General features: G+C 70.9%; 9 protein-coding genes. 7 read left to right on the top strand and 2 right to left on the bottom strand.

The window, feature by feature from the left end; all coding sequences use genetic code 11:
- Window positions 1–15: 15 nt before the first annotated feature.
- Window positions 16–630: a CDP-alcohol phosphatidyltransferase family protein gene (locus ACP93_RS03225; RefSeq protein WP_048489326.1), complete on the bottom strand. Its 615-nt coding sequence runs from the start codon at window positions 628–630 to the stop codon at window positions 16–18.
- Window positions 631–1,083: 453 nt separating this feature from the next.
- On the opposite strand from ACP93_RS03225, the gene purH reads away from it, so the two are divergent.
- The 5 genes from purH (at window position 1,084) to yccS (ending at window position 8,656) form a co-directional block, all read left to right on the top strand.
- Window positions 1,084–2,667, top strand: coding sequence for a bifunctional phosphoribosylaminoimidazolecarboxamide formyltransferase/IMP cyclohydrolase (gene purH / locus ACP93_RS03220; protein ID WP_048489325.1), 1,584 nt, complete (start codon window positions 1,084–1,086; stop codon window positions 2,665–2,667).
- A 17-nt stretch (window positions 2,668–2,684) separates the two neighbouring features.
- A complete protein-coding gene (locus tag ACP93_RS03215; RefSeq protein WP_048489385.1) occupies window positions 2,685–3,539 on the top strand; it encodes a hypothetical protein in 855 nt (284 codons plus the stop codon).
- A 302-nt stretch (window positions 3,540–3,841) separates the two neighbouring features.
- The gene (purD, locus tag ACP93_RS03210) at window positions 3,842–5,131 is read left to right on the top strand and encodes a phosphoribosylamine--glycine ligase (RefSeq protein ID WP_048489324.1); all 1,290 of its coding nucleotides are present in this window, start codon (window positions 3,842–3,844) and stop codon (window positions 5,129–5,131) included.
- 810 nt (window positions 5,132–5,941) lie between these two features.
- The gene (locus ACP93_RS22210; RefSeq protein ID WP_228135940.1) at window positions 5,942–6,361 is read left to right on the top strand and encodes a uracil-DNA glycosylase family protein; all 420 of its coding nucleotides are present in this window, start codon (window positions 5,942–5,944) and stop codon (window positions 6,359–6,361) included.
- Window positions 6,362–6,433: 72 nt separating this feature from the next.
- Window positions 6,434–8,656, top strand: coding sequence for a YccS family putative transporter (gene yccS, locus ACP93_RS03200; RefSeq protein WP_048489323.1), 2,223 nt, complete (start codon window positions 6,434–6,436; stop codon window positions 8,654–8,656).
- On the opposite strand, the gene ACP93_RS03195 is transcribed toward yccS, so the two are convergent.
- The gene (locus tag ACP93_RS03195) at window positions 8,601–9,812 is read right to left on the bottom strand and encodes an MFS transporter (RefSeq protein ID WP_048489322.1); all 1,212 of its coding nucleotides are present in this window, start codon (window positions 9,810–9,812) and stop codon (window positions 8,601–8,603) included. The genes yccS and ACP93_RS03195 overlap by 56 nt on opposite strands.
- Before the next feature lie 206 nt (window positions 9,813–10,018).
- Here ACP93_RS03195 and ACP93_RS03190 point away from each other — a divergent pair, with 206 nt between their 5' ends.
- Window positions 10,019–10,942, top strand: a complete 924-nt coding sequence (locus tag ACP93_RS03190; RefSeq protein WP_048489321.1) for a hypothetical protein — start codon at window positions 10,019–10,021, stop codon at window positions 10,940–10,942.
- A gap of 85 nt (window positions 10,943–11,027) precedes the next feature.
- A complete protein-coding gene (locus ACP93_RS03185) occupies window positions 11,028–11,972 on the top strand; it encodes a LysR family transcriptional regulator (protein WP_048489384.1) in 945 nt (314 codons plus the stop codon).
- The last annotated feature ends 25 nt before the right edge of the window (window positions 11,973–11,997 follow it).

Raw genomic sequence — 11,997 nt, 5'->3', positions numbered from 1 at the left:
CGCGCGCCGCCGCGCTCAGTCTGCCGCGTCCGCCTCGCGCAATCCGGCCGCGACGCGGCGCACCGTCGTCGACACGCACAGGAACGCCACCACCCCAGCGAAGCCATTGACGGCTGGCGCACCGGGCAACCCGCACGCCAGCAACACCCCCAGCACGCCGACGCAGAAGGCGCGATCGCTCTTGCCCATCGGCCCATCGTAACGGCGGCTGGCGCCGACCATCAGCCCCAGCACCCCGGCATACTCGGTCAGCGCCGCGGTCAGCACCATCAACCACACCCAGCCGCCCATCACGCCCGGCACGCTCAGCAGGCTCAGGTACAGCGCCGCATCGGCCACCACGTCGCACAGTTCGTTGAGGTAGGCGCCCAGCCGCGACTGCTGGCCGAACTCGCGCGCCAGCATGCCGTCCACCGCGTTCAAGGCCATCCGCAGCAGCATCCACACCGGCAGCAGCGCGTACCACAGCGGCTGCGCCGCGCCTTGCGCGTAGACCACCGCGGCGACCAGCAGCGACAGCAGCGCCGCGGCCACCGTCACCTGGTTGGCGGTGACGCCCAGTCGGTCCAGCACGCGCACGCCCGGCCGCAGCAGGTCCTGGAAACGTCCTTTGAGGGCATAGATCGACACGCGCGTGGTCCTGACGGCGAGGGCGGGGCGGCGACAGCCTAATGCATCGCAGCGGCGGCGCGCGCGATGGCGTGCGCGCACCCCGCCCTCCAGCCCGTTTGTCCACGACAGGCCACGCGCGCGCAGCGACACCGCCGGTGGGCCTCGTCGACACGCGACAGCCATGTAGCGCCGCCTGCGGTACGGCGGCGACGCTGCCATGGGCACGCCGTCTTCGTCGCATTCGTCTGAAACGGGCCTTCGCATGCACGATCGGCGACACGGCGCCCGGTCCGCGCAGCACCGCCCGCAGCGCGGGAGCGCAACACCGCATGGGCCGCCGAGCCCTCGTCGCGATCGCCTGCAATGGGCCTCCACAAGCGCGATCGACGCGCCGGGCGGGCGCGCCGGCCGGGCGTCGGCGGGCCTCAGCGCCTACAATGGCGGCCCGTTCCGCTGCCCCCGCCCTGCCCCATGTCCTCCGATTTCCTGCCCGTGCGCCGGGCGCTGCTGTCCGTTTCCGACAAGACCGGCCTGATCGACCTGGCCCGCGCACTGGCCGCGCGCAACGTCGAACTGCTGTCCACCGGCGGCACCGCCAAGGCGCTGCGCGAGGCCGGGCTGGCGGTGAAGGACGTGTCCGAACTGACTGGCTTCCCGGAAATGATGGACGGCCGGGTCAAGACCCTGCACCCGCTGGTGCACGGCGGTCTGCTCGGCCGCGCGGGCACCGACGATGCGGTGATGGCCGAACACGGCATCGCCGCGATCGACCTGCTGGTGCTCAACCTGTATCCGTTCGAGGCGGTCACCGCCAAGGCCGACTGCACGCTCGCCGACGCGGTGGAGAACATCGACATCGGCGGCCCGGCGATGCTGCGCTCGGCGGCCAAGAACTTCGCCCGCGTGGCCGTGGCCACCGACCCGGCGCAGTACGCCGAACTGCTGGCCGAGCTGGAGGCCAACGACGGCCGGCTGTCGGCGGCCAAGCGCTTCGCCCTGTCCGTGGCCGCGTTCAACCGCGTCGCCCAGTACGACGCGGCGATCAGCAACTACCTGTCCGCGGTCACCGCCAGCGACGCCGCGGTGCCGGCGCGCAGCCCGTTCCCGGCGCAGATGAATTCCAGCTTCGTCAAGGTGATGGAACTGCGCTACGGCGAGAACCCGCACCAGCAGGCCGCGTTCTACCGCGACCTCTCCCCCACGCCCGGCACCCTGGCCACCTTCACCCAGCTGCAGGGCAAGGAGCTGTCCTACAACAACATCGCCGACAGCGATGCGGCCTGGGAATGCGTGCGCCAGTTCGACGCCCCGGCCTGCGTCATCGTCAAGCACGCCAACCCGTGCGGCGTGGCGGTCGGCGCCGGCTGCGGCGACGCCTACGAACTGGCCTACGCCACCGACCCGACCAGCGCCTTCGGCGGCATCATCGCCTTCAACCGGCGCCTGGATGCGGCCACCGCACAGGCGATCCTGGACCGCCAGTTCGTCGAGGTGCTGATCGCCCCCGACTACGACGACGCCGCGCTGGAATACGCCAAGAAGAAGGCCAACGTGCGCGTGCTGCGCATCCCCGCCGGCGACGGCGCCTACGGCATCGACAGCAAGCGGGTCGGCTCGGGCATCCTGCTGCAGACCAGCGACGCCCACGTGGTGCCGCGCGATGCGCTGAAGGTGGTGACCCGGCTGGCGCCGAGCGAGGCGCAGTTCGCCGACCTGCTGTTCGCGTGGAAGGTGGCCAAGTACGTCAAGTCCAACGCCATCGTCTACGCCAAGGACCACCGCACCATCGGCGTCGGCGCCGGGCAGATGAGCCGGGTGTACTCGGCGCGCATCGCCGGCATCAAGGCCACCGACGCCGGCCTGGTCGTGGAAGGCTCGGTGATGGCCTCCGATGCGTTCTTCCCGTTCCGCGACGGCATCGACGCCGCCGCCGCGGCCGGCATCAAGGCAGTGATCCAACCCGGCGGTTCGATGCGCGACGCCGAGGTCATCGCCGCGGCCGACGAGCACGGCATCGCCATGGTGTTCACCGGCGTGCGCCACTTCCGTCACTGAGGTCTGCAGCGATGCGCATGTCCGCTGTCGCGCCGCGTCCGTTCGCCGTGCTGGCCCTGGTCGGCGCCATCGTGCTGGGCGGCTGCAAGCAGGCGGCGCCCACATCGGCCGCAGCGCCTGCGGCCGCGCCCGCCAGCGCCGCGACGTCAGCCCACGTCAGCCGCACCGCGCGCCTGCTCGCGTTCCTGCAGCAACGCTACGGCAGCGCCGCCACGCTCGCCGGGCACTGGCCGGGGCAATGGACCCAGGACGGCGATAGCCACGCGGTGGATTGGCAGGTCTGCGCCGAACAGCCGGTGGTCATCGGCGACGGCTGGCAGCAGTTGCTGGCGGTGTGCGGCGCGTTGCGCGATGCCGGCCACCCGGAGCCGGGCACCATCGACTTCTACGTGCTGCGTCCCGAGGCCCAGGGCTTCGCCGTCGCCGCCGAGCGCACCGGCGGCACCTACGGCAGCAACGGCCAGCCGGGCGAGGTCGGCATCGTCCGCGCCGGCAGCGATTTCTACGGGTTCCGCGTGGAGGACGGCTGGTTCGGCCAGGGCTACGCGCTGCAATCGCAGACCCTGATCCTGCCCGGCCCCAAGGGCCTGGTGGACGCCGGCAGCGTGCGCAGCCACATCGACAACAGCGCCGCCGCCGACTGCGAGGCCGCCGATGCGGCCGCGGACTGCAAGGCCGGCCAGTTCGCCATCGATTTCGCCCTGCGCTTCGACGACCGCGACCACGCCGCCCGCGTGTGGCCGCTGCTGATCGAGGAAACCGGCACGGACTGCGGCCAGCGCCCGGTGCAGCGCACCCACCGCTTCGTGCTGGACGCGAAGACCTGGACCTACCCTTTCCCCGAGGCGCTGCAGCGCGAAGGCTGCACGTGAGGCCCGCGCGTCGTCTCGATCGACGCTACCGGCCTTGCGATTGGCGGGGAGCGCTTCAACGGCGCTTCCTGTACGCAGGATTTTTACAATGCTCGCCCGTTGATCGCTCCTGAGAGATGTTTAGCTTGGGTAGTCAGACCTCCGCGGGAATTGGCAATGGCAGGAAATCGCAAACTTCGCTGTACCGACCGTCGCGGCAATCTCACAGAGACCACCGAAAGCCTTCGCAAGCTCGAAATCTGGCTAGGCTTCCTCTTCAAGTTGGCGCTTCTCCTCTTTCTTGGAATGGACAATTCAACACCATGAAACTGCTCGTCATCGGCTCCGGCGGCCGCGAACACGCCCTGGCCTGGAAGCTGGCCCAGTCCCCCCGTGTCGACGAAGTGCTGGTGGCGCCCGGCAATGCCGGCACCGCCGGCGAGGCCAAGTGCCGCAACGTGCCGGTCAAGGTCAACGACCTCGACGGACTGCTGGCGCTGGCACAGGACGAAGGCGTGGCGCTGACCGTGGTCGGCCCGGAAGTGCCGCTGGTGCTGGGCGTGGTCGACCGCTTCCGCGCCGCCGGACTGCGCATCTTCGGCCCCAGCGCCGCCGCCGCGCAGCTGGAAGGCAGCAAGGCCTACGCCAAGGATTTCCTGCAGCGCCATGGCATTCCCACCGCGTTCTACGCCGTGCACACCGAGGTCGAGGCCGCGCTGGCCTATGTCCGCGACAAGGGCGCGCCGATCGTGATCAAGGCCGATGGCCTGGCCGCGGGCAAGGGCGTGATCGTGGCGATGTCGCTGGACGAGGCCGAGGCCGCGGTGCGCGACATGCTCTCCGGCAACGCCTTCGGCGACGCCGGTGCGCGCGTGGTGATCGAGGAATTCCTCGACGGCGAGGAAGCCAGCTTCATCTCCATGGTCGACGGCCATACCGCGCTGCCGATGGCCACCAGCCAGGACCACAAGCGCGTCGGCGACGGCGACACCGGCCCCAACACCGGCGGCATGGGCGCGTATTCGCCGGCGCCGGTGGTGACGCCCGAGGTGCACGCACGGGTGATGCGCGAGGTGGTCGAGCCGACCGTGCGCGGCATGCGCGACGACGGCGTGCCGTTCACCGGCTTCCTGTACGCCGGGCTGATGATCGACGCCAGCGGCGCGGCCAAGGTGATCGAGTTCAACGTGCGCTTCGGCGACCCGGAAACGCAGCCGGTGATGCTGCGCCTGCAGTCGGACCTGCTCGACCTGATAGAGGCCGCGCTCGAAGAACGCCTGCACGCCACCGAGGCGCAGTGGGATCCGCGCCCGTCGCTGGGCGTGGTGCTGGCGGCGGCGCCATATCCGGAGACCCCGGTCACCGGCGAAGCGATCACCGGCCTGGACGCGGTGCCGGCCAACGCCAAGGTGTTCCATGCCGGCACCACGCTGGACGCGCAGGGCCGCGTGCTCAGCGCCGGCGGCCGCGTGCTGTGCGTGGCGGCGCTGGGCGACAGCGTGGCCGAGGCGCAGCGGCATGCCTACGCCGGCGTGGAACGGATCCACTGGGCCAGCGAATTCCATCGCCGCGACATCGGCTGGCGCGCGATCGCGCGCGAGCAGGAGGCGTAGCACGTCACCGCGTGCAGGAGCGGCTCCAGCCGCGACGAGTGAAGCCCAAGGCCGGGCTGACACTGCCCGGCGTCGGGACTGAAGTCCCTCCACAAGGACACCCGATCCACTCCCTGTAGGAGCGGCTTCAGCCGCGACGAACGAAGCCCAATGCCGGCTGACACTACCCGGCGTCGGGACTGAAGTCCCTCCCACAAGGACACCCGATCCACTCCCTGTAGGAGCGGCTTCAGCCGCGACGAGCAAGGCCCAATGCCGACTGGCACCAACCGGCGTCGGGACTGAAGTCCCTCCCACAAGGACACCGATCCACTCCTTGTGGGAGCGGCTTCAGCCGCGACGAGTGAAGCCCAAAGCAGGCTGACACTACCCGGCGTCGGGACTGAAGTTCCTCCCACAAGGACACCGATCCACTCCCTGTAGGAGCGGCTTCAGCCGCGACAGGGGCATGAATGGGAACGCCTGTCGCGGCTAAAGCCGCTCCTACGAATGCGCCCACGCACTCTCCATCGGGCCTGCGCTAGCCTGGATCCTCTACCGCTTCGCGCATGCCCATGGCCCTCTCCACCACCCTCCGCACGCGTTTCCGCGCGCTCGCCGCGCAGACCGACGGCATCGACACCGCGGCCTACGCCGCCTGCGGCAAGGATCCGCTCGATCCCATCATCGGCCTGGGCCGCCGCGATGCACGCATCTGCATCCTCGGCCGCGACCCGGGCCGCAGCGAGGTGGAGCACGGCGAGCCGTTCGTCGGCAGCGGCGGCCAACTGGTGCGCAAGGCTGTACCGGCACCTGCACGATGGGGCGGAGATGCCCGATTTCGCCGCAGGACTCGCCGCCGGCCGCGTCGCGTTCTGGCTCAACACCGTGCCGTACAAGTCGGTGGGCAACAAGGCCTGGTCGATGCCGGTGAAGCGGCGTTTCCACCCGCTGATGCGGCGCCTGCTGCTCGAGCAGTGGCGTGGCGATGACATCCTCACCCTGGGCCGCGAGGCCTTCCTGTGGTTCGGCATCGACCAGCCGCGCGAGGTGCGCACGGCACTGGACGCGTTCTGGGCGCGCGAGGACCGCTTCCAGGCGCAGACCGAGGTGGAGCTGCGCAGCGAGGACGGCCGCCGCGCCCGCCGTGTGGCGCTGCATCCGCTACCGCATCCCTCGCCACTCAACCAGACCTGGTACAAGCGCTTCCCGGCACTGCTGGAGGCCCGCCTGCGACAACTGCAGGTCTGAGCGCCGAGCGCCCGCGGGTAATGAGACTCTGAAGAGAGATCGCATACAGCGACGGTGCGTTATCGTGTCGCGGTGCCGACCCCCTCGATCGAAACCCGCCTCAGCCGCCTGTGGGCCCACGAAAAGGCCAGCTACGGGCTGCGCGTGTTCATCGCGCTGGCGGTGGCGATGGGCGTGTGCTGGCACCAACAGCAACTGGAGGCGGTGCCGGCGCTCTTCCTGGGCACCATCGCCAGCGCCATCGCCGAGACCGACGACAACTGGCTGGGCCGCATCAAGTCGGTGCTGCTGTCGCTGCTGTGCTTCGCCGCCGCCGCCGCCGCGGTGGTGTTGCTGTTCCCCTATCCGTGGCCGTTCGCGGCCGGCCTGGCGCTGTCCACCTTCGCCCTGACCCTGCTCGGCGCGCTCGGCGAACGCTACGCCTCGATCGCCCAGGCCACGGTGGCGCTGGCGATCTACGCGATGATCGGCCTGGACCACGGCACCCAGAACGGCCACGTCGGCGGCAATGCCTGGCACGGCGTGGCACTCCTGTTGCTCGGCGCCAGCTGGTACGGGGTGCTGTCGGTGCTGTGGACGGTCCTGTTCGCCAACCGGCCGGTGCGCGAGCGGCTGTCGCGGCTGTACCTGGAACTGGGCCGCTACCTGCGGCTGAAGGCCGCGCTGTTCGAGCCGGTGCGGCAGAGCGACCTGCACGCGCGGCGGCTGGCGCTGGCCGAGCAGAACGCGCAGGTGGTGGCGGCGCTGAACGCGGCCAAGACCGCGATCATCAGCCGCTTCGGCCGCTCCGGCCGGCCCGGCGTGCAGTCGGGCCTGTACTTCCGCCTGTACTACATGGCGCAGGACTTCCACGAGCGCGCCAGTTCATCGCACTACCCGTACGAGGCGCTGACCGACGCGTTCTTCCACAGCGACGTGCTGTACCGCTGCCAGCGCCTGCTGGCCCTGCAGGGCAAGGCCTGCGCGGCGCTGGGCGAGGCGATCCGGCTGCGCCAGCCGTTCGACTACGGCGAACAGACCCAGCAGGCCACCACCGACCTGCGCGAATCGCTGGATTTCCTGCACGCCCGCGCCGACCCACGGCAGGCGCGTCTGCTCGGCTCGCTGGAACTGCTGGTGACCAACCTGCACAGCATCGAGCGGCGCCTGGCCGAGGCCGCGCAATCGGACACCACCAGCGACACCCTCGACACGCGCCTGCGCGACTCCTCGCCGCACACCCTGCGCGAGATGCTGCGGCGCCTGGGCCAGCAGCTCACGCCCGGCTCGGTGCTGTTCCGGCACGGCCTGCGCATGGCCATCGCGCTGGTGGTCGGCTACGCCATCATGCAGTCGATCCATGCCAGCAACGGTTACTGGATCCTGCTGACCACCGCCTTCGTGTGCCGGCCCAACTACGGCGCCACCCGCTTGCGCCTGGTCCAGCGCATGGCCGGCACCCTGATCGGCCTGGGCGCGGCGTGGGCGCTGATGCAGCTGTTCCCCGGCACAGAACTGCAGTTGCTGTTCGCCCTGCTCGGCACGCTGGTGTTCTTCGTCACCCGCACCGACCGCTACATGCTCGCCACCGCGGCGATCACGGTGATGGCGCTGTTCTGCTTCAACCTGATCGGCAACGGCTTCATGCTGATCTGGCCGCGCCTGCTCGATACCCTGATCGGCTGCGCGATCGCCGCCGCCGCCTCGTTCCTGATCCTGCCGGACTGGCAGGGCCGGCGCCTCAACCAGGTGCTGGCGACGGTGCTGTCCAGCAGCGCGCGCTACCTGGCGCAGGTGCTGGAGCAATACCGCAGCGGCATGCGCGACGACCTGCCCTACCGCATCGCCCGCCGCGACATGCACAACGCCGACGCCGCGCTGTCGGTGGCGCTGTCGAACATGCTGCGCGAGCCCGGCCGCTACCGCCGCAACCTGGATGCCGGCTTCCGCTTCCTGGCCCTGTCCAACACCCTGCTCGGCTACCTGTCGGCGCTGGGCGCGCACCGCGCCGCGCTGGCCGGCGAGACCGATCCGGACATCGCCCGTGCCGGCGACTACCTGCCGCAGGCGTTGGGTGCGCTGGCCGACGCACTGGCCGAGCGGCGTGTGCTGCCGGCCGCCGACGAAGCGACCGAAACCGCGCTGGCCGAGGCCCTGGAGCGCGAGGAGGGCATCGACGAGGCCAAGCGCCGGCTGGTGCGCAACCAGCTCGCGCTGACCCTGCGCCTGCTGCCCAAGCTGCGCGCCGCCGCGCAGGCGGTCAGCGCCGCACCGGTGCCACCGGCGCCGGCGCTTGCCGCCCCGGCCGCACGCTGATGCCCATCCACAGCAGCGCCGCGACCGCCAGCGCCGCACCGCCGAGCGCCACCCCGCGCCAGCCGGCGTAGGCATAGGCCGCGGTGCCGAGGCTGGACCCGACCGCACCGCCGATGAAGTAGCAGGTGACGTAGGCCGAGGTGATGCGGTTGCGCGCGGCCGGATCCAGTTGGTAGATCGCGCTCTGGTTGCCGATGTGCACGCCCTGCACCGCCACGTCCAGCAGCACCACCCCAGCGATCAGCAGCCACAGCGAGTGCGGCGCGCCGAGCAGCAACAGCCACGACAGCAGCAGCATGACCAGGCCACCCCAGCCGACCCAGTGGCCGGCGCCACGGTCGGACAGCTTGCCGGAGAGGTTGGCGGCGAACGCGCCGGCCGCGCCGATCAGCCCGAACAGGCCGATGGTCGCGGTGCCGTAGCGGTAGTCCGGGCCGGACAGCAGGAACGCCAGCGTGGTCCAGAACATGCTGAAGCCGGCGAACAGCAAACCGCCCAGCACCGAGCGCGCGCGCAGCACCGGCTCGTCACGCAGCAGCGCCAGCACCGAGCCGATCAAATGCGGATAGGACAACTGCGGATTGCCCGGGTGCCGCGGCAGGCCGCGCCACAGCAGCCCCGAGGCCACCAGGATCAGCGCCGCGGCCACCCAATACACGGTGTGCCAGCCGCCGATCCCGGCCAGCAGGCCGGACACCGTGCGCGCCAGCAGGATGCCCAGCAGCAGGCCGCTCATCACCGTGCCGATGACCCGGCCGCGCTCGTGCGGCGCGGCCAGGGTGGCGGCGAAGGGCACCAGGATCTGCGCCGCCACCGAGCTCAGGCCGGTGATCAGGGTGCCGAGCAGAAGCAGCGCGAAGCTGTGAGCCATCGCGCTGACCAGCAGGCCGACCGCGCTGAGCGCGTACAGGCCGACGATCAGGCTGCGCCGTTCGAAGCGGTCGCCCAGCGGCACCAGGAACAGCAGGCCGACCGCATAGGCCAACTGTGCGGTGGTGACCACCGCGCCGGCGCGGCGCACGTCGATGGCGAAGGTCTGCGCCAGCACCTCCAGCAGCGGCTGCGCATAGTAGTTGCTGGCCACCGCCAGGCCGGTGGCGGTGGCCATCAGCAGCACCAGGCCGCGGCGCATCGGCGGATGCGGGGTCGTTTCCATGGACGGACACCAGGTCGTGGGGAGGGGCGCAGTCTGTGGGGCGGACAGCGATCTTTCAAACGCATTTTTTTCACCACTGCCATCTGATTTTGAGATAGCGTAAGTGCGGCCCTTTCGGGTCACACCGGGGTCGCCGCTTCGAACGCGCGCTGCGTCAGCACTGCAACGCGGCCGCCGACCGCCATCGCTCCGAGGGAACCCGCACCATGTCCAACGCCATCGCCGAGGCGCTGCACCGACACGGGTACGCGGTGGTCCGCGGCTTCCTGGGCGAGGGCGACATTCCCGACAGCCTGCTGCGCTTCCTGGAAGGCGCCGAGAAGTTCCACGACGGGGTGATCGGCGCGCTGCCGGCGGCGGACATGCAGCGGATCCAGGCGCGCATCGCCGCCACCGTGCCGTCGGTCGCCGCAGCCATGGGCCTGGCGATCGCCGCCAACCGCTTCGGCTACTGCGCCATCCGCATCCGCGAAAGCCATGCGGCGCCGAGCCTGCGCCTGCCGTTCGACCAGCACCGCGATCCGAAGACCGCGCCGGGCGGTGCGCTCAACTGGCATCTGGACCATTTCAGCTACTTCCTGCATGGCGACCACCGCAACTACCTGATCTGCTACATGCCGGTGCTCAAGCCCGATGCCGCCCTGGCGAACGTGGCCATCGTCGCCGACGACGTGGTCGCGCGCCTGGATCCGCACTTGCATGAGCGCATCCAGGGCCGCGGCGCGCTGCGCTTCCGCTGCGTGGAGGCCGACACGCTGGACTGGTTCCGGCTGCGCTTTCCGGGCGAGGCCCTCGCCATCGGCGACTGGTATGCGATCGAGGACCTGCACGATGCCAGCCCCGGCTGGAAGCTCGGCCTCGACCTGGAAGCGCACAAGGTGGTGCCGCAACTCGCGGTCGGCGACCTGCTGATCATGCGCGCCGACGTCATCCACCGCACCCACGACGCCGGCTGCGATCGCATCTCGGTGCGCTGCGATGCGCTGCCCGCACATGCGCCGCGGCTCGACACGCTGCGCGGCCTGCTCAGCATGACCCTTCGCTACCCGTTCATGAGCCGCAAGCGCCGCTACAACATCCGCCTGTGGCTGCGCGCGCAATGGCGCAAGCGGCTGGGGCGCCCGGCATGAGGCGGGCACTGCGACGACCGGCGCTGCGCGCATGCGGCGCCAGCGCCACTCGGCGGCGGCGGCACAGCGCATGCCAGGCAGCGCCATGCTGACCCTGCGCCAGCTCGAATTCGCCGTCGCCGTTGCCGAGGAAGGCAGCTTCACTGCGGCCGCACGCCGCTGCCACACCGTGCAGTCGGCGCTGAGCCACCAGATCGCCAAGATCGAGCAGGCGCTGGGCGCGCGCCTGTTCGAGCGCGGCGCGCGCCACGTGCGCGCCACCGCCGCCGGCGAGGTATTCCTGCACAACGCCCGCGCCACCCTGCGCGCCGCCGAACGTCTGCACGAGGAGATGGCGCAGACCCTGGGCACGGTGCGCGGCCGCCTGCAGATCGGGCAGATCTCCTCATTGAACGCGGTGCAGGTGCCGGCGGTGCTGCGCCGCTTCCGCGAGGCGCACAGCGCGGTGGACGTGCACCTGCGCACCGGTATGAGCGATGCGCTGCTGCTGGAACTGGCCGAAGGCCGGCTCGACGTGGCCCTGGTCGGGGTCGGCCCGCACGTGGCGCTGCCGCCACAGCACCTGCTGCTGCACGAGGAACCGCTGGCGCTGATCGCCGCACCCGGCAACCGCTTCGCCGCGCGCCGCCAGGTCTCCCTGCGCGACCTGGAGGACGCGCCGATGGCCGGGCTGATCCCCGGCGCCGGCGTGCGCGGCATCATCGACCGCGCCTTCGCCGCCGCCGGCCTGCGCCAGCGCCTGCAGTACGAGGTCACCCACGCCGACCTGCAGCGGCAACTGGTGGCCGAGGACCTGGGCCTGGCGGTGGTGCCGCAGACCATGGCCACCGGCATGCACGGTGTGGCCACGGTGGCATTGCGCGAGCGCTTCCGCTTCCTCACCTATGCCGTGTGGCGGCCGGACCCGACCCCCGCTGCACGCGCCTTCATCGCCCTGCTGCGCGCGCAGCGCGACGCCTTGCAGGCCGCAGCCGACAGCGCCAGCGGCGGTCGCCGCACGCCGCGCCTGCGCGCGCGGCGAACCTGCTAGGCTGCGCGCGTTCGCAAAGGAGCCT

The organism is Xanthomonas sp. NCPPB 1128 (assembly GCF_001043115.1).
GTDB lineage: Bacteria > Pseudomonadota > Gammaproteobacteria > Xanthomonadales > Xanthomonadaceae > Xanthomonas_A.
This window is presented reverse-complemented; position numbering and strand designations above follow the sequence as displayed.

Bases quoted from the DNA above. Each gene is read 5' to 3' on its own strand.
- purH (WP_048489325.1), top strand. From the start codon at position 1,084: ATGTCCTCCGATTTCCTGCCCGTGCGCCGGGCGCTGCTGTCCGTTTCC.
- ACP93_RS03215 (WP_048489385.1), top strand. From the start codon at position 2,685: ATGTCCGCTGTCGCGCCGCGTCCGTTCGCCGTGCTGGCCCTGGTCGGC.
- purD (WP_048489324.1), top strand. From the start codon at position 3,842: ATGAAACTGCTCGTCATCGGCTCCGGCGGCCGCGAACACGCCCTGGCC.
- ACP93_RS22210 (WP_228135940.1), top strand. From the start codon at position 5,942: ATGCCCGATTTCGCCGCAGGACTCGCCGCCGGCCGCGTCGCGTTCTGG.
- ACP93_RS03195 (WP_048489322.1), bottom strand. From the start codon at position 9,812: ATGGAAACGACCCCGCATCCGCCGATGCGCCGCGGCCTGGTGCTGCTG.
- ACP93_RS03190 (WP_048489321.1), top strand. From the start codon at position 10,019: ATGTCCAACGCCATCGCCGAGGCGCTGCACCGACACGGGTACGCGGTG.
- ACP93_RS03185 (WP_048489384.1), top strand. From the start codon at position 11,028: ATGCTGACCCTGCGCCAGCTCGAATTCGCCGTCGCCGTTGCCGAGGAA.